The 21,099-nt window shown below is 71.3% G+C and carries 24 protein-coding genes; 9 read left to right on the top strand and 15 right to left on the bottom strand.

The genetic code is table 11. The features are described 5' to 3' along the window. Positions 1–47 precede the first annotated feature (47 nt). From DAA34_RS09920 to DAA34_RS09930, 3 genes are read right to left on the bottom strand one after another with little or no spacing between them, the layout of a single operon-like run. Positions 48–740, bottom strand: coding sequence for a response regulator (locus tag DAA34_RS09920; RefSeq protein WP_106818940.1), 693 nt, complete (start codon positions 738–740; stop codon positions 48–50). Positions 741–766: 26 nt separating this feature from the next. Continuing rightward, the gene (macS, locus tag DAA34_RS09925) at positions 767–1,927 is read right to left on the bottom strand and encodes a MacS family sensor histidine kinase (RefSeq protein ID WP_106818942.1); all 1,161 of its coding nucleotides are present in this window, start codon (positions 1,925–1,927) and stop codon (positions 767–769) included. A 4-nt stretch (positions 1,928–1,931) separates the two neighbouring features. Beyond that, complete coding sequence (locus DAA34_RS09930; protein WP_106818944.1) at positions 1,932–2,738, bottom strand: lysophospholipid acyltransferase family protein; 807 nt, start codon at positions 2,736–2,738, stop codon at positions 1,932–1,934. Between the two features lie 137 nt (positions 2,739–2,875). Here DAA34_RS09930 and DAA34_RS09935 point away from each other — a divergent pair, with 137 nt between their 5' ends. Further along, entirely contained in the window at positions 2,876–3,367 is a 492-nt protein-coding gene (locus tag DAA34_RS09935; protein WP_106818946.1) for a hypothetical protein, read from the top strand. A gap of 8 nt (positions 3,368–3,375) precedes the next feature. On the opposite strand, the gene DAA34_RS09940 is transcribed toward DAA34_RS09935, so the two are convergent. The 4 genes from DAA34_RS09940 to DAA34_RS09955 are packed head-to-tail and all read right to left on the bottom strand — an operon-like array spanning position 3,376 to position 5,430. Next, positions 3,376–3,648 (bottom strand): hypothetical protein, encoded by a 273-nt coding sequence (locus tag DAA34_RS09940; RefSeq protein ID WP_158707697.1) that lies wholly within the window; start codon positions 3,646–3,648, stop codon positions 3,376–3,378. Next, the gene (locus tag DAA34_RS09945) at positions 3,645–4,598 is read right to left on the bottom strand and encodes a hypothetical protein (RefSeq protein WP_106818950.1); all 954 of its coding nucleotides are present in this window, start codon (positions 4,596–4,598) and stop codon (positions 3,645–3,647) included. The genes DAA34_RS09940 and DAA34_RS09945 overlap by 4 nt, the downstream gene beginning before the upstream one ends. Continuing rightward, positions 4,595–5,047 carry an SRPBCC family protein gene (locus DAA34_RS09950; protein WP_106818952.1) on the bottom strand — a complete coding sequence of 151 codons (453 nt, stop codon included), beginning with the start codon at positions 5,045–5,047 and terminating at the stop codon, positions 4,595–4,597. Before DAA34_RS09950 ends, DAA34_RS09945 begins: the two co-directional genes overlap by 4 nt. Then, on the bottom strand, positions 4,984–5,430 hold the full coding sequence (locus tag DAA34_RS09955) for a hypothetical protein (RefSeq protein WP_106818954.1): 447 nt from the start codon (positions 5,428–5,430) through the stop codon (positions 4,984–4,986). Before DAA34_RS09955 ends, DAA34_RS09950 begins: the two co-directional genes overlap by 64 nt. A 125-nt stretch (positions 5,431–5,555) precedes the next feature. Between DAA34_RS09955 and DAA34_RS09960 the strand changes: the two genes are divergently transcribed. Continuing rightward, the gene (locus tag DAA34_RS09960) at positions 5,556–7,352 is read left to right on the top strand and encodes an AMP-dependent synthetase/ligase (protein WP_106818956.1); all 1,797 of its coding nucleotides are present in this window, start codon (positions 5,556–5,558) and stop codon (positions 7,350–7,352) included. 48 nt (positions 7,353–7,400) lie between these two features. On the opposite strand, the gene DAA34_RS09965 is transcribed toward DAA34_RS09960, so the two are convergent. Continuing rightward, on the bottom strand, positions 7,401–7,616 hold the full coding sequence (locus DAA34_RS09965; protein ID WP_106818958.1) for a hypothetical protein: 216 nt from the start codon (positions 7,614–7,616) through the stop codon (positions 7,401–7,403). 193 nt (positions 7,617–7,809) lie between these two features. On the opposite strand from DAA34_RS09965, the gene DAA34_RS09970 reads away from it, so the two are divergent. Beyond that, entirely contained in the window at positions 7,810–9,519 is a 1,710-nt protein-coding gene (locus tag DAA34_RS09970) for a DEDD exonuclease domain-containing protein (RefSeq protein WP_106818960.1), read from the top strand. Positions 9,520–9,540: 21 nt separating this feature from the next. Beyond that, entirely contained in the window at positions 9,541–9,819 is a 279-nt protein-coding gene (locus DAA34_RS09975) for an Lrp/AsnC family transcriptional regulator (protein ID WP_106818962.1), read from the top strand. A gap of 24 nt (positions 9,820–9,843) precedes the next feature. Here DAA34_RS09975 and trpD read toward each other — a convergent pair whose 3' ends face one another. Further along, the gene (trpD, locus tag DAA34_RS09980) at positions 9,844–10,890 is read right to left on the bottom strand and encodes an anthranilate phosphoribosyltransferase (RefSeq protein ID WP_106820071.1); all 1,047 of its coding nucleotides are present in this window, start codon (positions 10,888–10,890) and stop codon (positions 9,844–9,846) included. A gap of 29 nt (positions 10,891–10,919) precedes the next feature. Beyond that, positions 10,920–11,381 carry a hypothetical protein gene (locus DAA34_RS09985; RefSeq protein ID WP_234354203.1) on the bottom strand — a complete coding sequence of 154 codons (462 nt, stop codon included), beginning with the start codon at positions 11,379–11,381 and terminating at the stop codon, positions 10,920–10,922. Between the two features lie 79 nt (positions 11,382–11,460). On the opposite strand from DAA34_RS09985, the gene ctaE reads away from it, so the two are divergent. The 4 genes from ctaE to qcrB are packed head-to-tail and all read left to right on the top strand — an operon-like array spanning position 11,461 to position 15,909. After that, positions 11,461–12,156, top strand: a complete 696-nt coding sequence (gene ctaE, locus DAA34_RS09990; RefSeq protein WP_106818964.1) for an aa3-type cytochrome oxidase subunit III — start codon at positions 11,461–11,463, stop codon at positions 12,154–12,156. A gap of 37 nt (positions 12,157–12,193) precedes the next feature. Then, on the top strand, positions 12,194–12,982 hold the full coding sequence (gene qcrC / locus DAA34_RS09995; protein WP_106818966.1) for a cytochrome bc1 complex diheme cytochrome c subunit: 789 nt from the start codon (positions 12,194–12,196) through the stop codon (positions 12,980–12,982). Positions 12,983–13,021: 39 nt separating this feature from the next. After that, positions 13,022–14,155, top strand: coding sequence for a cytochrome bc1 complex Rieske iron-sulfur subunit (qcrA, locus tag DAA34_RS10000; RefSeq protein ID WP_106818968.1), 1,134 nt, complete (start codon positions 13,022–13,024; stop codon positions 14,153–14,155). Continuing rightward, positions 14,152–15,909 (top strand): cytochrome bc1 complex cytochrome b subunit, encoded by a 1,758-nt coding sequence (gene qcrB / locus DAA34_RS10005; protein ID WP_106818970.1) that lies wholly within the window; start codon positions 14,152–14,154, stop codon positions 15,907–15,909. Before qcrA ends, qcrB begins: the two co-directional genes overlap by 4 nt. Before the next feature lie 87 nt (positions 15,910–15,996). Here the strand turns inward: qcrB and DAA34_RS10010 are convergent, their stop codons facing one another. Then, a complete protein-coding gene (locus DAA34_RS10010) occupies positions 15,997–16,221 on the bottom strand; it encodes a DUF167 domain-containing protein (protein ID WP_106818972.1) in 225 nt (74 codons plus the stop codon). A 26-nt stretch (positions 16,222–16,247) separates the two neighbouring features. On the opposite strand from DAA34_RS10010, the gene DAA34_RS10015 reads away from it, so the two are divergent. Then, a complete protein-coding gene (locus DAA34_RS10015) occupies positions 16,248–16,622 on the top strand; it encodes a metallopeptidase family protein (protein WP_234354204.1) in 375 nt (124 codons plus the stop codon). Positions 16,623–16,678: 56 nt separating this feature from the next. On the opposite strand, the gene DAA34_RS10020 is transcribed toward DAA34_RS10015, so the two are convergent. The 4 genes from DAA34_RS10020 to ctaC all read right to left on the bottom strand — a co-directional run bounded on the left by DAA34_RS10020 (position 16,679) and on the right by ctaC (position 20,993). Next, positions 16,679–17,917 carry a L,D-transpeptidase gene (locus tag DAA34_RS10020; RefSeq protein ID WP_106818974.1) on the bottom strand — a complete coding sequence of 413 codons (1,239 nt, stop codon included), beginning with the start codon at positions 17,915–17,917 and terminating at the stop codon, positions 16,679–16,681. A gap of 29 nt (positions 17,918–17,946) precedes the next feature. Then, complete coding sequence (locus tag DAA34_RS10025) at positions 17,947–18,348, bottom strand: cytochrome c oxidase subunit 4 (RefSeq protein ID WP_106818976.1); 402 nt, start codon at positions 18,346–18,348, stop codon at positions 17,947–17,949. Positions 18,349–18,351: 3 nt separating this feature from the next. Next, positions 18,352–20,022: an aa3-type cytochrome oxidase subunit I gene (gene ctaD / locus DAA34_RS10030; RefSeq protein ID WP_234354284.1), complete on the bottom strand. Its 1,671-nt coding sequence runs from the start codon at positions 20,020–20,022 to the stop codon at positions 18,352–18,354. Positions 20,023–20,096: 74 nt separating this feature from the next. Continuing rightward, complete coding sequence (gene ctaC, locus DAA34_RS10035; protein WP_234354205.1) at positions 20,097–20,993, bottom strand: aa3-type cytochrome oxidase subunit II; 897 nt, start codon at positions 20,991–20,993, stop codon at positions 20,097–20,099. Positions 20,994–21,099: the final 106 nt, after the last annotated feature.

The following is a 21,099-nucleotide window of genomic DNA, read 5'->3' on the forward strand; positions in this document are numbered from 1 at the left end:
GCAGGCCCGACCGGCCCACCACGTGGATGGCCGGGCCGCCGTCGCCGTCACGCGGGCGGCTCGATCCCCCGCTCCATCGCGAACCGGGTCAGCTCGACCCGGTTGTGGAGGTGGAGCTTGCCGAGGATGTTCTGGACGTGGTTCTGGACCGTGCGGTGCGAGATGAACAGCAGCGCCGCGATCTCCTTGCTCCCCATGCCCGTCGCGACGTGGCGCAGGATCTCGACCTCGCGGGGCGTCAGCTCGGGGACGGGGTGCGCGTTCGAGGTCGCCGCCTGCTCCTTCTTCATCTGGCGGAACTCGCCGAGGACGAGCCCGGCGAGCCCGGGCGTGAACACGGCCTCCCCCCGGGCGGTCGCGTGGACGGCCTCGAGGATCTGCTCGCTCGAGGCGGACTTGACGAGATACCCCTGAGCCCCGGCCTTGACGGCCGACAGCACGTCCGACTCCTCGCCGCTCGCGGAGAGGATGAGGACCCGGGTGGGGACGTCGCCCAGCTCGCGCGTGACCTCGTCGCCGCGCATCTCGGGCAGGTTGAGGTCGAGCAGCAGCACCTCGGGTCGGGTCGCCCGGGTCCGCGCCACCGCCGCCGGACCGTCGCCCGCCGTGCCGACGACGTCGATGCCGTGATCGGCCAGGTCACGGGCGAGGGCGTCGCGCCACAGGGGGTGGTCGTCGGCGACGAGGACGGTGAGGGGCTTCTCCAGGGGTGCCGTCGTCGTCGGGGCCTGCTCGTCCATCGTGCGTCCTCGTCGCTCGCCGTGGCTCACGCCGGGGCCGGCGTGCGCTCCTGCGGGACCGGGACGGAGAGGGTGATCGTGCAGCCGGACCCCGGCGCCGTCGCCCAGGTCGCCCGGCCGCCGAGATCGGTGACCCGGCCGCGGATCGAGGATGCCACACCGAGGCGGCCCGCCGCCTCGGCCTCGGCGAGCCGCTGCGCCGTCGTCCCCACACCGTCGTCGCGGACGGTCAGGAGGATCTCGTCACCCTCGTCCTCGACGAGGATCCAGGTGCGGGCCCCGTCCCCGGCATGCTGCCGGACGTTGTCGAGGGCCGCCCCGACGGCGTCGCGCAGCTCGGTGCCGACGTGCAAGGGGACGATGACCGGGTCCGCGGGCCGGACGACGTCGACCCGTTCGGAGGCGAACGGGCCCAGCAGCTCACCGAGGTCGACCCTCCCCGTCCGCCCCGTGTCGTCGGCGGCGACCGCGGAGGCCTCGGGAGCCCGCGCGATGAGCGTGCGCAGCGACGACTCCGAGTCCGCGGCGAGGTCGGCGAGCTCGGCCGCCTCACCGCCGATCTCGTGACCGCGGCGGTTGATGAAGGCCAAGGTCTGGAGAACCCCGTCGTGCACGGCTCGGCTCAGGCGCTCCCGCTCGGCCATCCGTTCCTGGGCGGCGAGCGCCGCCACCATCCGCGCCTGGGTGACCCGGGCGACGTCGAAGGCCCACCCGAGGATCCCCCCGGCGAGCAGGAGCAGGACGATGCTGTGCAGGGTGGTCGAGCTGACGGACCCCGAGAGCAAGTTGACGGTCGCGATGAACACCCCGGACGCGAGCCCGCCCCGCGCGCCCCACCGGACGGCGGCCAGGAGCACGGGCGCGGCGCTCCACACCCCCGTCAGCGTCGGGACGCCCACGGCCACCTCGGAGCGGGGGTAGGCGTCGACGGTGAGCACGATGCCCAGGGCGGCGACCGCGAGGCCCGCGAGGACGAGGGGTACTGTCGCCCGACGAAGCACCGTCGCGAGCGCGGTCACGGCCGTCATGGCGACGACGGCGGCGACCGCCAGCCACGGCCGGGACATGCGGTCCTGCCACTGCCACGACACCCACGAGACGTAGACGAGGGTCATCCAGTGGTAGCCGAGGGCGCCACCCGTCGCGGCCTGGACGAAAGCGACCTCCTGGGCCCTGCGCCCGGTCATCGCGTCAGGCGGAGCTGGCGCGCGAGCGGGCCGCAGGCTCGTCGTCGACGGCGTCGAGAGCCTGCTCGAGGTCCTCGTTCGTCCGCCCCGGGCGCGCCGCCTCCTGCAGGCGTGCGGCCTTCTCCTTGGCCGCGGCGAGGATCCGTTCCTTCATCGACGTCGCGTACATGTCGACGTACTCCTGGCCCGAGAGCTCCATGAGGGCGTACATGATCTCGTCGGTGATCGACCGGAGGACGAAGCGGTCCCCGGCCATACCCTCGTACCGGGAGAAGTCGAGCGGCTCGCCGAACCGCATCCCGACACGGGTGATGTTCGGGATGATCTTCCCGGTGGGCTGGGCCTTGTCCGTGCCGACCATGACGACGGGGATCACGGGCACCCCGGCCTCCAGCGCCATCCGGGCGACGCCGGTCCGACCCCGGTAGAGACGACCGTCGGGGCTCCTCGTGCCCTCGGGGTAGAGCCCGAGCAGCTCGCCCCGGCGCAGGATCCGCAGACCGGTGTTCAGCGCGGCCTCGCTCGCCCGGCCGCCGGACCGGTCGATCGGGACCTGGCCGACCCCGGCGAAGAAGCTGCGGGAGAACCACCCCTTGAGGCCGGTCCCGGTGAAGTAGTCCGACTTGGCGAGGAACGTGATCCGCCGCTCGCACATGAGCGGGAGGAAGAAGGAGTCGGAGAACGACAGGTGGTTGCTCGCGAGGATGGCCCCGCCCTGCCGGGGGACGTGCTCGCCACCCTCGACCCACGGGCGGAAGAGCACCCGCAGCAGCGGACCGAGCAGCACGCGCTTCAACGTCCAGTAGAGCACCTGCCCGCACCTCCGCGCCGAGACGTCGACCCGGGCCCGACCGGCCGGTCGGTCCCGCCGGAGGCACTGTAGTGCAGGTCACGTCGTCGGCGAAGGAGCCGTCAGGCCGGGGCACGGCGCGTGCGAGGATGAGCGGCGTGGAGCAGGCCCGCAGGTCCGACGACGACGAGGAGATCCGACGGCGGTTCGACGCGATCGTCGGTGACTGGGACGTCCCGATCGAGCCCGAACCCGACGGGGCGCCCGAGCCGGCGAGCGGGATCCGTTCCCTGCCGGTGGCGCCGGGCGTCGACGCCCCGTGGCGGGGCAGCACCGGATCGCTCCTCGACGGGGTCCTCGCCGCGGGGGTGGACGACGACGAGGACGGCGCAGCCCATGACGCGGAGTTCGTCCCACCCCGACCGGCCCTCCCCCCGGCGAGCGACACGGGGTTCTGGGTCGCGACGATCGGTCTCGTCGCGGGGCCGGCGCTCCTGCTCTGGGTCGCGTTCTTCGACCCGGGCGCCTCACCGTGGTGGATGTGGCTCGGCATCGCGCTCGCCGCTGCCGGGTTCGGCGTCATGGTGATGCGCCAGCCGCGTCACCGGCAGCCCATCGACGACGACCACCCGGACGGCGCACGCGTCTGACCCGGGGCTCAGGCGCGGCGTCGCGCGATGGTCCCGTCGGCCTCGTCGTCGTGGACCGGGATGGGCCCGTCGTGGTTCGCCGCGGCGGCCTCGTCCTCCGCGCCCTCGGCGTCCTCGGCCCCCGGCACGACGATCTCGGCGAGGGCGGCGGCCACGGCGGTGACGAGATCCACCGCGGCTGTGACGACGGCGGCGCGGGTGCGCGGCGAGACCCGACCGGCGGCGCTCCGGGCGCGGCAGAGCGGACATGCCGAGCAGGGTGCCGTCGGGTCGTCGGTCATCGGGGCCACCGGGCGGGATCAGGGACGAGGTCGAGGGTGAGCCTGCCGCCCGCGAGGCCGGCACGCTCGACGGCGCATCGTCTCAGGCCCGGCGGGAGGGGCACCACCCGCATCGTGCCGTGGGCGGACAGCTGCAGGGCGTCGTCGTGACGGGACAGCTCGACCTCGTCCGCGGTCACCTCGGGCAGGTCGAGGACGAACCGGTACCCGGTTCCGACACGCTCGACCGTGGGCTCGACCCGGGCCGCGGGTTCCCGGCGCGCAGAGGCGGTGACCCCCCGGTGGGCGAGCCCGTCCGCACGTCGCGGCGCCGCCGGCGGAACGACGTCGGGACGGAGGCCGTGGACACCGAGCGCCGCCGTCAGCCCCGCGCCGTTCGACGGCAGGACCACCCGCACCGAGTCGACGACGGCGTTGCCACGCCTCAACGTCGCCTCGAGCGCGTCGAGGTCGGCCGCGACGGCGACCGGATCCCCCAGGTCCGCGGACCGGGCGAGCACCCCGCGAAGCTGCCGGACGATCCCGGGTCCGACGGAGACGGCCTCGAGCCACATGAGGAGGTCATCCTCCGTCAGGGCGAGGACCACCGCACCCTCGGCGGCGGCGTCGACGGCCTCGAGCAGGGGCACCGCGTCGAGGAGACGAGGGCTCATCGCGGCGCGGACCGCTGGCCCGTCCGCGCCCAGGCCGACCGTCGCCGCCACGAGCAAGGCCGTCCCGGCGCCCTCGGGCCAACGCGCCACGTCGGTCCAGACGACCCCCGGGCCGATCGGGTCACCGCTCGGATCGGCACCCGGGAGCGCCGCGCGCACCCCGTCAGGCCGGTGCCGGTCCCCCCGGGTGAGCAGCGTCGCGCCGCCGTGCCGGTCAGCGCTCAGCACCGCGCTCCGCACCGCACGCGACACGGTCTCCCGGCGGTCGGGGCCGACGTGGACCTCCAGCTGGGTCACCCCGTCAGGGACTCGACGCGCTTCTTCAGGTTCTTCAGAGCCGTGTCGATGATGACCTTCTCGGCCTTCCGCTTGAGCATCCCGAGCATGGGGATGCGGACGTCGACGGTGAGGTCGTAGGTCACCTCCGTGCCGCCGTCGTGCTGGGCGAGGACGTACGCGCCGTCGAGCGCCTTGAGGACGGTCGCCTCGACGAGGTGCCAGGAGACCGTGCCCGTACCGTCCTCGGCGACGTCCCAGTCGTAGTCGAGGACGTAGGTGTCCTTCACCGCCGTGGCGTCGAGGGACATCCGGACCTGGTCCGGCCACCCGTCCCCATCCTCGGCGAGGATCTCGATCTCCGTGAACTCGGGCGCCCACTCCGGGTAGGACTCGAGATCGGCGATCACGTCGAGGACGGCCCCGGGATCGGCGGCGATGACGATGCTGGAGCGGGTGCGTTCGGCCATGACGAGAGGGTATCCGCCTCGAGGGCGTCCTTGACGGCATTGAGGACGATCTTGAAGCGGCGTCGGTGCGCGGCGACCGCGGCCCGCGCGGACCGGGCGGTCAGCGCCCGCGTGGTCCCCCGGACGTAGTGGTGGACGATCGTCCCGTCGTCGAAGGGCTCGAGCCAGACCTCGGCCACCCCGGTGATCCGCCCGGCGACGGCGTAGTGCCGGCCCTTGTGGCCGCGGTCACGGGTGACGCTCACCTCGTGCCCCGGCCACACGAGGGCATCCAGACGCGGGTCCTCGAGGACGGCGCGCAGCACGGTGGGCCGAGCACGCACGAAGGACTCGTCGACGAGGTCCACCACGTGGTCCGACGGGGTCCGGAGAGGGATGGGCACGGGTTGATCGTCTCAGGTCGCGAGACCCCAGCGACCGGTTCCATCACGGAATCGACGCGAAGACCCGTTCCCGGTTCCCGACCGGTAATGTGTGCACCGGCCGCACGTCGATCAAAGGAGACCCCGTGCAGGAGAACGTGACCCCAGCCCTCACCACCGGTGCGCCGGGGGACAGCCTCGCCGACCTGCCCCACCGCAACGCGGAGCGGGCCCCCGAGCGTGTGGCCTTCAGCAAGCCGACCGACGACGGCGGGTGGACGGACGTCACGACCACGCAGTTCCGTGACACCGTCGACGCGGTCGCCAGGGGCTTCGTGGCCGCCGGGATCCAACCGGGCGACCGCATCGCGATCATGAGCAAGACCCGCTACGAGTGGACGGTCGTCGACTTCGCGGCGTGGACGGCCGGCGCGGTCGTCGTCCCGGTCTACGAGACGAGCTCCGCCGAGCAGGTGCAGTGGATCGTCGAGGACTCCGGCGCCGTGGCGATCGTCGTCGAGACGCCGGGCCACCTCGCGGTCGTGGAGTCGGTGCGCGACGCGCTCCCGACGCTCGCGCACGTCTGGCAGCTCGACGCGGGTGACCTGGAGACGCTCGCCGCCTCGGGCGCCGGCATCGGCGACGTCGAGCTCGACGCGCGTCGCGACGCGCTGGGCCGCGACTCGATCGCGACGATCATCTACACCTCCGGGACGACCGGCCGGCCCAAGGGCTGCGAGCTCACCCACGACAACTTCCTCGGGCTGGTTGAGAACACGGTCAGCCGGCTCGGCGACGTCGTCTCCGCCGAGGGTGCCTCGACCCTGCTCTTCCTCCCGCTGGCGCACGTCTTCGCGCGCTTCATCGAGGTGCTCGCGGTCGTCGGCGAGGCGCGGATGGGTCACAGCTCGAACCTGGCGAACATCCTCGACGACTTCGGGGCGTTCCGGCCGACGTTCATCCTCGCCGTCCCCCGGGTCTTCGAGAAGATCTACAACAAGGCGCAGGAGCAGGCCCACGCGAGCTCGAGCGCCAAGGGCAAGATCTTCGACGCGGCGGCCGCGACCGCGATCGCGTGGTCCGAGGCCGTGGACACGGGCCGGGTGCCCTTCGCCCTCAAGGCGCGGCACGCCCTGTACGACAAGCTCGTGTACTCGAAGATCCGCACGAAGATGGGCGGCCAGACGCGGTACGCCGTCTCGGGCGGCGCGCCGCTCGGTACGCGCCTGGGGCACTTCTTCCGCGGCATCGGGGTGACGATCCTCGAGGGGTACGGCCTCACGGAGACGACCGCCCCGATCACGGTCAACGTGCCCGACCGGGTGAAGATCGGCACGGTCGGCCTGCCGCTGCCGGGATGCGGTGTCCGCATCGCCGAGGACGGCGAGGTCCTCGCGCAGGGCGTGAACATCTTCACCGGTTACCGCAACAACGAGAAGGCGACGGCGGAAGCCATCCGTGACGGCTGGTTCCACACCGGGGACATCGGCGAGCTCGACGAGGACGGCTACCTGACGATCACGGGCCGGAAGAAGGAGATCCTCGTGACCGCCGGCGGCAAGAACGTCGCCCCGGCCGTCCTCGAGGACCGGCTGCGGGCCCATCCGCTCGTGTCGCAGTGCATGGTGGTCGGCGACCAGCGTCCGTTCATCGCCGCGCTTGTCACCCTCGACCCCGAGATGCTTCCCGGCTGGGCCGCCAACAACGGCCTCGAGGGGATCTCGATCGAGGACGCCCGGACGAACGAGAAGGTTCTCGGAGCCATCCAGGACGCCGTCGACGACGCGAACAACGCGGTCTCCAAGGCGGAGTCGATCCGCAAGTTCATCGTCCTCGAGGGCGACTTCACGGAGGACTCGGGTCACCTCACGCCGTCGTTGAAGCTCAAGCGGTCCGTCGTGATGCGCGACTACGCCAACGCCATCGAGGACATCTACGGCTGATCCCTCCCGCACCGCGGGGCGTCGCAGCGGGGTGGCACCGACCGGGTGTCACCCCGCTGCGGCGTTCCGGGTCGCCCACGGCTCGCGGCGGGCGACCGCGCCGGCCGCCTCCCTCGCCGTGACGAGCCCCGCCCTGGCGAAGAGATCCACCGCGTGCGCCTCGAGGGCGTCGAGGGGGACGGTGGGGCCGGTCAGCGCGAGCCCGATGACGCAGTCGTCGCAGCGGTGACCCCGGACGGGGCAGCTGTCGCAGTCGATGATCATGGCGGCCTTCCTTCGTCGCGGCGCCGGGGCGCCGGCCGGTCCTCCACCGGCACCGACGACGCTACGGACGACCACCGACAACGCCCGACGACCTCGCGTCGGACCATCGAGAGGGCACGTGCGACCGCCGTCGACCGGTCCGGCCCGGCGTGGGTCCGTGGCGTTGTCGGCCCCCTCTCCTACGGTCGTCGGCATGCAGATGGTGCAGGACGTCCTCGACCTGGGCACCGCCCTGTCGGAGACGACCTTCGTCGTCGTCGACCTCGAGACGACGGGCGGCAACCCGGCCGAGTGCGGGATCACGGAGATCGGCGCGGTGCGGGTGCGGGGCGGGGTCGTCCTCGGGGAGCTGCAGACCTTCGTCGACCCCGGGTGCGCCATCCCCCCCTTCATCCAGACCCTGACGGGGATCACCGACGCGATGGTCCGGGACGCGCCCCGGATCGACGCGGCGCTGCCGGCCTTCCTCGAGTTCGCCCGCGGGGCCGTCCTCGTCGCGCACAACGCGCGCTTCGACATCGGCTTCCTCAAGGCCGCTGCCGAACGGACCGGCACCCCGTGGCCGGGCTTCCAGGTCCTCGACACCGTGCACCTCGCCCGCCAGCTCGTGACCAAGGACGAGGCCCCCAACCACAAGCTCGCGACGCTCGCGAGGGTCTTCGGTGCGTCCGTGCAGCCGACCCACCGGGCGCTCGACGACGCCCGGGCCACGGTCGACGTCCTCCACGGCCTCATCGAACGGGTCGGCACGCTCGGCGTCTCCAGCCTCGAGGAGCTGCGCAGCTACAGCGCGCGGGTCCCGGCGTCGACCCGGCGCAAGCGGCACCTCGCCGACGGCCTGCCGCACTCCCCCGGCGTCTACGTGTTCTCCGACGACGCGGGCACCCCCCTGTACGTCGGCACCTCCGGCGACATCCGCACCCGGGTCCTCACGTACTTCACCGCAGCCGAGCGCCGGCGCCGGATGCGGGACATGGTCGCCCTCGCCACCTCGGTCACCCCGATCGTCTGCGCCACCAGGGTCGAGGCACAGGTCCGGGAGGTCCGGCTCATCGCCGAGCACCGGCCGCGGTTCAACCGCCGGTCGACCCGCCCGGACAGGGCGGCCTGGGTCCGGATCACCGACGAGCCGTTCCCCCGGCTGAGCATCGTAGGCCGGGTGCGCGCCGGCGACATCCACGTCGGGCCCTTCCCGTCCCGCGCGGTCGCGACGGAGGCGGTCGAGGCGCTGCACGAGGCGGTGCCGATCCGCCGGTGCACGACCCGGATCTCCGCCCGCACACCCCCCGGCGGCGCGTGCGCGCTCGCCGAGATGGGCCGGTGCGTCGCACCGTGCACGGGTTCGGTCGACGTCGACGAGTACCGGGCCGTCGTCGACGACATCGTCACCGTCATGGCCGGCGACGCGTCGTCGGTCGTCGAGGCCCTGACGGCACGCATGGCCGAGCTCGCGGCGTCCGAGCGGTTCGAGGAGGCAGCGACCGTCCGTGACCGCACCCTCGCCCTCGTCCGGGGCGCGTCCCGGGCACAGCGGATCGCCCCGCTGGCCGCCAGCCCCGAGCTCGTGGCTGCCCGGCGGCTGCCCGCGGGCGGCTGGGAGGCGATCTGCGTGCGGCACGGCCGGTTCGCCGCATCCGTGTCGGTCCGTCCCGGGGTCGACCCCGTCCCGGCGATCGACGCGATGCGCGCGACCGCGGAGGTGGTGCCGGTACCGGACACCGTCCTGGGGGCGACGATCCCGGAGGAGACGGACATCCTCCTGCGGTGGCTCGAGCAGCCGGGGGTACGCCTCGTCCACCTCGACGGGGTGTGGGACTGCCCCGTCGGTGGCGCGCAGTCCGCATGGGCCCGGCTCGAGCCGGTGGCCCAGTCCGCACGCGGCGCCGTCGGCTTCGCGTCCTGACCGGGTCGCTAGGGTGGAACGGTGATCACCGCCATCGTCCTCATCAACGCCGAGGTCCACCGCATACCCGAGGTCGCCGAGGCCATCGCCGGCCTCGACGGGGTCACCGAGGTCTACTCGGTGGCGGGCGACGCCGACCTCATCGCGATGGTCCGGGTCCGCGCGCACGAGGAGCTCGACGACGTCATCGCCGGCCGCCTCAACAAGGTCGACGGTGTCGTGGGCACGAGCACGCACATCGCCTTCCGGACCTACTCGTCGCACGACCTCGAGGCCGCGTTCAGCCTGGGTATCGAGTGACGCGACCGCGTCCGGGCGCTCGGCTCAGGACGAGGCGATCGCGGAGCTGACCGTCACCCACCGCTCGAGCTGCGCGGTGGCAGCGCCGGAGTCGATCGCCTCCTCGGCCCGCTCGATCCCCGCGCGGATCGCCGCGTCGACGTCCGCCACGGGCGCGCCGTCGGCGGCCGCGAGCGCCAGCGCCGCACCGGCGTTGAGGACGACCGCGTCGCGGACGGGCCCCCGTTCACCGGCCCACGTGCGCCGGGCGACGTCTGCGTTGTAGTCGGCCTCCCCGCCGACGAGCGCCTCGCGGGGGCTGATCGCCAGCCCGAGGCGGGCGGGGTCGACGACGTGCTCGCTCACGTGACCGTCGACGACCCACCACAGGCGCGAGGTCGTCGAGGTCGTCAGCTCGTCGAGGCCGTCGTCCCCACGGAAGACGAGGGCCTCGGCGCCCCGGTCTGCGAACACCCCGGCCATGAGCGGCGCGACGCGCGGGTCGGCGGCACCGATGGCGCTGAAGCGGGGCTGAGCGGGGTTGGTCAGGGGGCCCAGGACGTTGAAGGCCGTCGGGACCCCGAGCTCCTTGCGGGCCGCGGCGGCGTGACGCATCGAGGGGTGGAACGTCTGGGCGAAGCAGAAGGTGATTCCTGCCTGCTCCGCGACGGCGACGACCTGCTCCGGGGTGAGCCCGAGGACGACGCCGAGGTGCTCGAGGACGTCGGCCGTCCCCGTCGTGCTCGAGGCCGACCGGTTGCCGTGCTTGACGACCCGGACCCCGGCCCCCGCGCACACCACCGCTGCCATCGTCGAGATGTTGACGGAGTTCGAACGGTCCCCGCCCGTGCCGACGATGTCGAGCGCCGGCCCGTCGACCTCGATGCGTCGCGCGACGCCGAGCATCCCGTCGGCCAGCGCCCGCAGCTCGGCGACCGTCTCCCCCTTCGCGCGGAGCGCCACGAGGAAGCCGGCGACCTGCACCGGGGTGGCCTCCCCCGCCATGACCCGGTCCATCGCCCAGCGGGTGTCCTCCGGAGGGAGGTCCTCGCCCCGCAGGAGCAGCGAGAGCAGGTCCGGCCAGGTCGTCATCGTCGTGCCGGTGCGCGTCGCGTCGCCGGTCACGCGCCCAGGGACCGGGCGAGGCCGGCGACGACGTCGGCGATCTCCACGCCGTCGATCGGGTGCGAGGCGACCCCGTCGGCGAGGGACCACGTCGCGAGCCACCCGTCCTGCGGACGGCCGGTGATGACGATCACCGGAGGGCAGTCGGGGACCTCGGCCTTGAGCTGTCGGCACAGGCCCATGCCGCCGACCGGGTTGGCCTCGCCGTCGAGCACGACGAGGTCGAAGGCGCCGCTCTCGACCGCCTCGAGCACGGCGGGCGCCGTCGCGCCCTCCCGCCACGACGCGACCTCGACGTCGCGCGCCGGCCGCCGGCCGACACCGACCCGCACCGCGTCCCGCGTCGTGATGTCGTCGCTGTAGAGCACGACGTCGACGCTGCGCACCGCGGCCGGCGTGGCGCCGGGGCCGGACGGCCGGACGGGGGTCGACGTCGGGTGTGCGGGGCTCGCGGTCATGCGCGCGATCGTACCGATCTCACGGGGCGACGCACCGAGTCGGGGGGTGGGCACGACTTTCCCCACCGGTACCGACATAATGGCGCGCGTGACATCCGTACCCGCCGCGCAGCCCGCCACCGCGCCCGCGCATCCGACGACCCCCGCCGTCGATCTGTCGCGCCCGCCGTCGACCGGTCCCGTCACCCGCCCGGACCTCGTGTCCGTGGGCACGATCGTGTGGCTGTCGAGCGAGCTGATGTTCTTCGCCGGCCTGTTCGCGATGTTCTTCACGATCCGCTCGCAGGCGCCCGAGCTGTGGGCCGACCGCTCCGAGATGCTCAACGTGCCGTTCGCCGCGGCGAACACCTTCCTGCTCGTCCTCTCGTCGGTCTGGTGCCAGCTCGGCGTGTGGAAGGCGGAGAAGCTCCAGCCCTACCGGACCGGGTCGCTCCTGCAGGTCGGCTCGTGGGGCATGCGCGAGTGGTACGTCCTGACGTACATCTTCGGCGCGATCTTCGTCAGCGGTCAGGTCGTCGAGTACGCGACGCTCATCAGCGAGGGACTCACCCTCAGCTCCGACGGGTACGGCTCGATCTTCTACCTCACGACGGGCCTGCACGCGATCCACGTCACCGGCGGCCTCATCTTCTTCCTCCTGATCATCGGCCGGACCTTCACCTCCCGGCGCTACGGCCACCACCAGGCCTCCGGGGCGATCGCCGCCTCCTACTACTGGCACTTCGTCGACGTGGTGTGGATCGGTCTCTTCTTCTGCATCTACATCCTGAAGTGACCCTCCCCTCCCGCCGCCGACCGACGACAGGAACCTCGTGAACGCCCTGACCAACCGACGCCACCCCGCGGCCGTCGTCCTCCTGCTCCTCCTCGGCCTCCTGCTCACGGGCACCGCCTACGCGGCCCTGGCCCCGAAGCAGGCCACCGCCGCGTCGACCGCCGCCGGCGCCGACCAGGTCGCGTACGGCAAGGAGCTCTTCGTCGCCAACTGCGCGACGTGCCACGGCAAGAACGGGACCGGCACGAAGTCGGGCCCGAGCCTGGCCGGCGTCGGCGCCGCAGCGGTCGACTTCCAGGTCGGTACGGGCCGGATGCCGTTGATGAACCCCGGCGCCCAGGCGCCGCGGGGCACGGACGTGAAGTTCGACGACGAGCAGATCGCGGCGATGGCCGCCTACGTCGCGTCCCTCTCGCCCGGTCCGGCCGTCCCCGAGGCCAAGTGGCTCGACGCGAAGGCCGGTGACCCGGCCCGCGGCGGCCAGATCTACCGCGTCAACTGCGCGATGTGCCACAACGCGCGCGGTGCGGGCGGTGCGCTGACCCGCGGCAAGTACGCGCCGCCGCTCATCGGCGTCGAGGAGAAGCACATCTTCGAGGCGATGGAGACCGGCCCGCAGTCGATGCCCGTCTTCAACGACAAGAACCTCTCGCCGGAGGACAAGCGGGACGTCATCGCCTACCTCAAGAGCATGGACGAGGAGGGCAACCCCGGCGGCCAGGCCCTCGGCTCCCTCGGTCCCGTCTCTGAGGGCATGTTCGCCTGGATCTTCGGCCTGCTCATCCTCGTCGGTGCGGCCGTCTGGCTCGGCCAGAAGTCCGCCTGACGCACCCGCTCCCCTGAAGAACGCAGACAGGAACCCCGTATGAACGAGCAGGACCGACCGGCCGAGGGCGGCGCGCGCACGGTGAGCCCCGGCCACGGCGCGGCCATCCCGACGGGTGACGTCGTCGCCCACGAGCCCGCCATCGGCACGCCCGAGCGCTTCGAGAACCCCGGCCTGCCGGCCCACGTCCACCGCCTGGCAGACACGGATGAGAAGGCCGCCAAGCGCGCCGAGAAGCAGGTCGCCGGCCTGTTCCTCCTGTCGATCCTCGGCACGCTCCTCTTCCTCGTCGCCTACTTCATGTTCGGGACGGACGAGCAGACGTGGGTGCCCGGCATCGGTCGCACGAGCGTCTCGAACGTCCTCCTCGGCACCGGGCTCGGTCTGTCGCTGCTCGGGATCGGTCTCGGTGCCGTGCACTGGGCCAAGACGCTCATGCCCGACACCGAGGTGATCGAGGAGCGCCACCCGCTGCGCTCGAGCGACGAGGCTCGCGCCGGCTTCGTCCAGACCCTCACCGAGGGTGGCGAGGGAGCCCAGCTCAAGCGGCGCCCGATGGTCAAGTACACGTTCGGTGCTGCGATGGGCCTCTTCGCCATCCCGCTGCTCGTCCAGGTCGTCGGCAGCCTCGGCCCGATGGGTGAGGCCACCGAGGACCTCCGCCACACCTACTGGAACGGCAAGAAGCGGCGCGACGGGTCGTACGCGTTCAGCAAGCCGCGCCTCGTCCGTGACCCCGAGAACACCCCCATCCGGGCCTCCGACGTGACGATCGGGTCCGTCTTCCACGTGCAGCCGGAGGGCCTCCTCGACGAGGAGCACCACGTCCTCGACTACAAGGCGAAGGCCTCGGTCATCGTCATGCGGCTCGACCCCAAGGACATCAAGTCCCAGAAGGAGCTCGACTGGGGTCACGAGGGGATCGTCGCCTACTCGAAGATCTGCACCCACGTCGGCTGCCCGGTCGGCCTGTACGAGCAGACGACCCACCACCTCCTCTGCCCGTGCCACCAGTCGACCTTCGACGTGACGGACGACTGCAAGGTCGTCTTCGGCCCGGCGAAGCGGCCGCTCCCCCAGCTGCCCATCACCGTCGACGACGAGGGCTACCTCATCGCCGAGAAGCCGTTCCAGGAACCCGTCGGCCCCAGCTTCTGGGAGCGTGAGAAGTGAGCACCGTCCCTGCCAACCGTCCCGTCGACGCGATCCGCGCCGACGATGCGCCCGTCAAGCCCTCGCCGAGCGCCGCCGCCCGGCGGGCCGGTGGCATCGCTGGCTGGGTCGACGACCGCACCGGCGCCGCCAAGGGCGTCGGGTACCTCCTCAAGAAGGTCTTCCCGGACCACTGGTCGTTCATGCTCGGCGAGATCGCGATGTACTCGATGATCATCTGCCTGCTGACCGGGACCTTCCTCACGTTCTGGTTCACCCCGAGCGCCGGGCACACGGTGTACGAGGGCTCCTACGCGCCGCTGCGGGGCGTCGAGATGTCGGAGGCCTACGCCTCGACCCTCGACATCTCGTTCGACGTCAAGGGTGGGTTGCTCATCCGGCAGCTGCACCACTGGGCCGCCCTGATGTTCATCGTCTCCCTGTCGGTCCACATGCTGCGCGTGTTCTTCACCGGCGCGTTCCGCAAGCCGCGCGAGCTCAACTGGGTCATCGGCACGCTGCTGTCCATGCTGGCGCTCGTCGAGGGCTTCGCGGGCTACTCGCTGCCGGACGACCTCCTCTCCGGCACCGGTCTCCGCGCCGCCCAGGGCTTCATGCTCTCCGCCCCGATCATCGGCTCGTACCTCTCGTACGCGGCCTTCGGTGGCGCGTTCCCGGGCGAGGACATCATCCCGCGCCTGTACTCGGTGCACATCCTGCTTCTCCCGGCCCTGCTCATCGGCCTGTTCACCGCCCACATCGTCCTCGTGGCGCTGCAGAAGCACACGCAGTACCCCGGCCCGGGCAAGACGAACGACAACGTCGTCGGGTATCCGGTCATGCCGGTGTACGCGGCGAAGGCCGGCGGCTTCTTCTTCATCGTCTTCGGCATCCTCGCGCTCATCTCGGCGCTCGTGCAGATCAACGCGATCTGGGTCTACGGCCCGTACGACCCGAACGCGACGACCGCCGGCGCCCAGCCCGACTGGTACATGGGCTTCGCCGACGGCGCGCTCCGCCTCCTCCCGGGCTGGCTCGAGTTCACCACCTTCGGCTACACGTGGAGCCTCAACGTCGCGATCGGCGCGCTCATGCTCATCCCCGTCATGTACGGCCTCATGGGTGCCTACCCGTTCCTCGAGGCCTGGGTGACCGGCGACAAGCGGGAGCACCACCTTCTCGACCGGCCCCGGAACATGCCGGTCCGTACGGCGCTCGGCATGGCGGCCATGACCTTCTACGGCGTGCTGCTGTTCGCCGCGAGCAACGACATCATGGCGATCAAGTTCAACCTGTCCATCAACGACATCACGAACCTGTTCCGGATCTCGGTGTTCGTCCTGCCGGTCATCGTCTTCTGGGCGACGAAGCGGATCTGCATCAGCCTCCAGCGGGCCGACCGGGACAAGGTCCTCCACGGCCGCGAGACCGCACGGATCATCCGTACGCCCGAGGGTCGCTTCTTCGAGGCCCACGAGCCGCTCGACGAGTACACCCGGTGGAACCTCGTCCAGCACGAGGCGCACGTCCCCGTCGGGATCGAGGCCCCGGAGGACGGCAACGGCGTCTCGCGCCGCCGCCAGGGTCTGGCCAAGCTCCGGTCCCGTCTGTCGCACTTCTACTTCGCCGACAGCATCGACCCGGTCACCCCGGCAGAGCTCCAGGCGGCCCACCACGACCACGGCGGGCACGACGGCGACAGCATCGAGCACCAGCACCGCGAGGCCGTCGCCTCGGGCAACACCGCTGGCGAGCGAGGCCTGGGTCGCGACTGACGAGCGACCTCGCTCCCCGACCGGTGCCCCCAGCGCGATCACGTGCTGGGGGCACCGGCGTGTGGCCCTTCGGCCGGGACACCGCGCTCAGGCCCCGAGCAGCTCCTCCCACCGGGCCTGCACTGCGGCCGCATCGTCCTCCGAGGCTGCACGGATCTCGAGGATCTTCGTCCGGCTCGTCGCGGCGCCGTCGACCGCCCTCTGGGTGACGGAGACACCCAGCACCGGTGGGTCGTCCTCCCCGTACCGACCACCGACCCGCGTCCGTGAGGCACCGGGTCGGACCCGGACGGCGATCCGGACGGTGGTCATGACCCGATGATGGCAGGCTGACGCCCGTGCCCACCGACGACGACCGTTGTGCCTTCCTGGGCAGGCAGGCCTTCGAGCAGGCGGTCTCGGCCGCCCTCGACGAGGTCCCCTCCGAGCTCATGGACCTCCTCGACAACGTCGTCTTCCTCGTCGAGGACCACCCCGCCCCGGATCTTCCGCCCGACCTCCTCGGCATCTACGAGGGCCTGCCGCGGACGGAGCGCACCGACCCGTGGGGCGCCGTCCTCCCGGACCGGATCACCGTCTTCCGGGTCCCGACCCTGGCCACGTGCCGCTCCTCCGAGGAGGTTCAGGACGAGGTCGCCGTGACCGTGGTGCACGAGATCGCGCACCACTTCGGTATCGAGGAGGACCGCCTGCACGCCCTCGGCTGGGGCTGACCCGGCGCCGGGTCCCCGGAGGACAGCGCGCCGGAACGAGACGTGCCCAGACCGCGTCAGCGCAGGGCGCTGCGCTTCTGCCACTCGGCCCACGAGTACTGCCAGACCCCGATGCCCTCCGTCGGCTGGAAGACGCGCGAGGACCCCGTGAAGTCGACGACGTCACCGATCATCGAGTTGTCGAACATCCACTTCGCGTTCTCCGGCGCCATGTTGACGCACCCGTGCGACACGTTCGACGAGCCCTGCGAGCCGACGGACCACGGGGCGGAGTGGAGGTACTCCCCCGTCCACGTCACCCGCATGTTCCACCGCGTGTCCAGCTTGTAGTAGCCGGGCTCGCCCTTCTCGATGCCGACCGTGGCCGAGTCCATCGTCACGGTCGGCTCCTTCGACATGACGACCTTCACCCCGGAGCGGGTCTCGGTCTCCGGCCCGGGACGGCCCGTGCTCACCGGGATCCGCCGAACGACCGCGCCGTCGCGCTTGACGGTCATCACGTGCTTGTTCATGTCGACGAGGCTCGTCATCGAACGGCCGATCGTCATCGTCCCACCGTCGTCGTTGGCGACCCATTTGTCCTTGCCGGTCTGGAACCCCGTGAACGGCGTCCGCACCGTGACCTTCGTCCCTGGCTGCCAGTACGTCTTCGGGCGCCACATGAGCTGACGGTCGTCGAGCCAGCCCCACGACCCCTCGGTCCTGGGGGTCGTCGTGATGCGCACCCGCTTCTCGATCTCGCGTCGCATCGCGGGCGTCTCGACCGGGGAGTCGAACTGGACGGTCGCCGGCATGCCGGTCCCGACCGTCGAGTCACCGTAGGGCAGGGAGTACGTCGCGGTGACCTTCGGCGTGCGGGTCGTGAACGATCCGGTGAAGGCCGCGGGGGTGCCGTCGGTGCCCGTGGCCCGTACCCGCACGGTGTAGGTGGTGCTGGGCTTGAGGCGAGCCCCCTCGGTGCTGCGCCACCGCGCACCGTCGATCGAGCCCGGGACCTTCGTCCCGCCCGGGTCCGTGACGCTCACCGAGTCGAGGTCCCCCATGACGACGGTGACGGTCACCGGGTCGGTCGGCAGCGCGCCGATCGACCCCTTCGCCGGTGTCATCCCGATCTCCGGGGGCGTCGGCTCCGGCGTGGTCGACGTCGACGTCGTGGACGAACCGGTCGCAGGACTCCCCGACCCGCGCGGCACCGCGCTGCACGCAGCCAAGGTCACCGGCAGGCCGAGCAGACCGGCGACGATCGCGGCGACTGCCGCCGAGCGGCTGTGCGCCCGGCGACGTCCGAACGGCATACTGGCTGCCGACCGGGCGGTGCCCACCGTCAGAGCGAGTGCTTTCCCGTGTAGGACTCGAACGTCCAGCCCAGGAGCGCGACGAGACCGACGACGGCGCCGATGATGAAGAACCACCACCCCACGGCGACACCGAGGGAGAGCATCGCCGTTGCCAGCGCGAGCCAGAGCGGCCACCAGCTGCCCGGCGAGAAGACGCCGTACTCGCCGGCCTGCTGGGCGATCTCGCCGTCGGAGTCGTCCTCGGGACGCAGTCCGAGACGTCGACCGGTCGCGTGCAGGTACCCCGCGATCATGTAGCCGAGACCGGCGCACAGGCCCATGCAGGCGACCCCGACCGGCTCGCCCCACCCGGTGACGACGCCGTACACGATCGCCACGATGACGAAGAACGTGCCGATGACGGCGAAGAGATCGCGCTCGACCTTCATCGGTCAGGCCTCCTTGTCGTGGGCGGCCGTGGCGCCGCGGGTGGTGCGGGTCGCCGGTGCGACGCTCGGCTCGACCACGTCGCCAGCGAGGTCCTCGCCGTGGTGGAGGTCGAACGCCGGACGCTCGGAACGGATCCGCGGGATGGAGTCGAAGTTGTGCCGCGGCGGCGGGCACGACGTCGCCCACTCGAGCGAGTTGCCGTAGCCCCACGGGTCGTCGACCGTCACACGCTCGCCGTACTTCGTCGTCTTCCAGACGTTGTAGAAGAACGGCAGGAACGAGACGGCGAGGACGAACGAGCCGATCGTCGAGATCTGGTTGCCCAGCTGGAGCCCCTCACCGGGCATGTAGTCGGCGTACCGGCGCGGCATGCGCTCGGCACCCAGCCAGTGCTGGATGAGGAAGGTCGTGTGGAAGCCGATGAACAGCAGCCAGAACTGCAGCTTGCCGAGCTTCTCGTCGAGCATCTTCCCCGTGAGCTTGGGCCACCAGAAGAACAGGCCGCCGAAGAAGGAGAAGACGATCGTCCCGAAGAGGACGTAGTGGAAGTGCGCGACGACGAAGTACGTGTCCGACACCTGGAAGTCGAGGGCCGGGGCCGCGAGGATGACGCCGGTCAGACCACCGAAGAGGAAGGTCACCAGGAAGCCCATCGCCCACAGCATCGGCGTCTCGAACGTGAGCTTGCCACCCCACATCGTGCCGATCCAGTTGAAGAACTTCACGCCGGTCGGGACGGCGATCGCCATCGTCATGATCGCGAAGAAGGGCAGCAGGACCTGCCCGGTGACGTACATGTGGTGGGCCCAGACGCTCACCGACAGCGCCGCGATGGCGATGGTGGCGAAGACGAGCGTCTTGTACCCGAAGATCGGCTTGCGGCTGAAGACCGGGATGATCTCCGAGATCACGCCGAAGAACGGCAACGCGAGGACGTACACCTCGGGGTGCCCGAAGAACCAGAACAGGTGCTGCCAGAGCACGGGTCCGCCGGTCGCGGGGTCGAAGATGTGGGCGTCGAACTTCCGGTCCACCCCCAGGCCGATGAGCGCGGCCGCGAGGACCGGGAACGCCATGAGGACGAGGATCGAGGTGATGAGCACGGTCCACGTGAAGATCGGCATCCGGAACATCGTCATGCCCGGGGCGCGCATGCACAGGATCGTGGTGATGAAGTTGACGGCACCGAAGATCGACGAGAAGCCACCGAGAGCGAGGCCGAAGACCCACAGGTCACCGCCGAGGCCGGGGCTGTAGTCGGAGTTCGCCAGCGGCGAGTACGCGGTCCACCCGAAGCCCGCCGCGCCCTGGGGGGTGAGGAAGCCGGCCGAGGCGATGATGCCGCCGAAGAGGTAGAGCCAGTACGCGAACATGTTCAGCCGCGGGAACGCCACGTCCGGCGCACCGATCTGCAGCGGCATGAACGCGTTCGCGAACGCGGCGAAGGCCGGGGTCGCGAAGAGCAGCAGCATCACCGTGCCGTGCATGGTGAACAGCTGGTTGAACTGCTCGGGGTCGTCGACGACCTGGAGCCCGGGCGCCCAGAGCTCGAGGCGGATCAGGAGAGCCATGATCCCGCCGATGAGGAAGAAGATGAACGAGGAGATGAAGTAGAGGTTGCCGATGACCTTGTGGTCGGTGCTCGTCAGCCACTTCACGACGAGCGAACCCATGCTCGACTCGCGCTTGGCGCCGATCGTCGCGCCGACCGGCAGGGTGTCCGGTCCGAGACTCTCGCGTGCGACGGTCATTCGTTGCTCCCGGTGGTCGTGAGCTCGTCCCGGTCGGCCGGGGCGATGGGCTCGCGGTTGACGTCGTTGCCGAGCGTGCCGGTCTGGCCGCGCTTCTCGAGGTCCTTCATGTGGGCGTCGAACTCCTCGCGCGAGACGACCTTGAGGCGGAAGAGCATCTGGGCGTGGTAGGAGCCGCACAGCTCGGCGCACTTGCCGATGAACTCGCCCTCCTCGGTCGGCGTCACCTGGAAGGTGTTGACGCGGCCGGGGATCATGTCGAGCTTCTTGAGGAACTCGGGGACCCAGAAGGAGTGGTTGACGTCGCGGGCCGTCAGCTGGAACTCGGTCCGCTCGTTCACCGGGATCCACAGCTCGGGCAGCTGCTGCTCCGCGGCGGGCCTACCCGTGAGCTGCGCCTGCGTGCCGGCCTCGTGGACGTTCTCGGACGTGTAGTTGAAGTCCCAGCTCCACTGCTTCCCGACGACGTTGACGACGTTGTCGGGCTCGGTCTCCGTGCCCATCGCGGTCGCGGCCACCTTGTTGTTCCAGAAGAACAGCGCGGCGAGCGCGAGGATCGGGACGATCGTGTAGAGGATCTCGAGCGGGATGTTGTACTGCAGCTGCTCGGGCAGCGTCTCGTCGCCCTTCTTCTTGCGGTACATCGCCCAGCACCAGAAGGAGAGCGCGAGGACCAGCGCGCCCACGAGGAGCGCGGCGATCCACGTGTACACCCAGAAGTTCCGGATGAGCTCGGCGTCCTCGGTGATGGGGCGGGGCAGGTAGCCGTCCTCGACCCTCGTGTTGACGCCGACCGCGCCGCACGCGGTCATGAGGACGGACGCCAGTGCGAGACCGCCGGCAGCGCGCAGCGCCCTCGGACGGTGTGGCGTGTCGAGATCGGGACGACTCAACGGGCACCTGCTTCTGGATCGGGCGGACGGGAGACGAGCAAACGCTACCGCAGCAGCGGGATCGGTCGACGGCGGGGGACGGGCGCGTCGTCCTGCCGGAGCGCCT

The sequence above is a fragment of the Janibacter massiliensis genome (assembly GCF_900289115.1).
Taxonomy (GTDB): domain Bacteria; phylum Actinomycetota; class Actinomycetes; order Actinomycetales; family Dermatophilaceae; genus Janibacter_A; species Janibacter_A massiliensis.

What these genes read in the sequence shown, in the direction of transcription:
- DAA34_RS10020 (WP_106818974.1), bottom strand. Translation starts at nt 17,917, where the DNA reads ATGCCGTTCGGACGTCGCCGGGCGCACAGCCGCTCGGCGGCAGTCGCC.
- DAA34_RS09985 (WP_234354203.1), bottom strand. Translation starts at nt 11,381, where the DNA reads ATGACCGCGAGCCCCGCACACCCGACGTCGACCCCCGTCCGGCCGTCC.
- DAA34_RS09940 (WP_158707697.1), bottom strand. Translation starts at nt 3,648, where the DNA reads ATGACCGACGACCCGACGGCACCCTGCTCGGCATGTCCGCTCTGCCGC.
- DAA34_RS10010 (WP_106818972.1), bottom strand. Translation starts at nt 16,221, where the DNA reads ATGACCACCGTCCGGATCGCCGTCCGGGTCCGACCCGGTGCCTCACGG.
- DAA34_RS09950 (WP_106818952.1), bottom strand. Translation starts at nt 5,047, where the DNA reads ATGGCCGAACGCACCCGCTCCAGCATCGTCATCGCCGCCGATCCCGGG.
- qcrA (WP_106818968.1), top strand. Translation starts at nt 13,022, where the DNA reads ATGAACGAGCAGGACCGACCGGCCGAGGGCGGCGCGCGCACGGTGAGC.
- DAA34_RS10025 (WP_106818976.1), bottom strand. Translation starts at nt 18,348, where the DNA reads ATGAAGGTCGAGCGCGATCTCTTCGCCGTCATCGGCACGTTCTTCGTC.
- DAA34_RS09970 (WP_106818960.1), top strand. Translation starts at nt 7,810, where the DNA reads ATGCAGATGGTGCAGGACGTCCTCGACCTGGGCACCGCCCTGTCGGAG.
- ctaD (WP_234354284.1), bottom strand. Translation starts at nt 20,022, where the DNA reads ATGGGTTCGCTCGTCGTGAAGTGGCTGACGAGCACCGACCACAAGGTC.
- DAA34_RS09920 (WP_106818940.1), bottom strand. Translation starts at nt 740, where the DNA reads ATGGACGAGCAGGCCCCGACGACGACGGCACCCCTGGAGAAGCCCCTC.
- ctaE (WP_106818964.1), top strand. Translation starts at nt 11,461, where the DNA reads ATGGCGCGCGTGACATCCGTACCCGCCGCGCAGCCCGCCACCGCGCCC.
- DAA34_RS09965 (WP_106818958.1), bottom strand. Translation starts at nt 7,616, where the DNA reads ATGATCATCGACTGCGACAGCTGCCCCGTCCGGGGTCACCGCTGCGAC.
- trpD (WP_106820071.1), bottom strand. Translation starts at nt 10,890, where the DNA reads ATGACGACCTGGCCGGACCTGCTCTCGCTGCTCCTGCGGGGCGAGGAC.
- macS (WP_106818942.1), bottom strand. Translation starts at nt 1,927, where the DNA reads ATGACCGGGCGCAGGGCCCAGGAGGTCGCTTTCGTCCAGGCCGCGACG.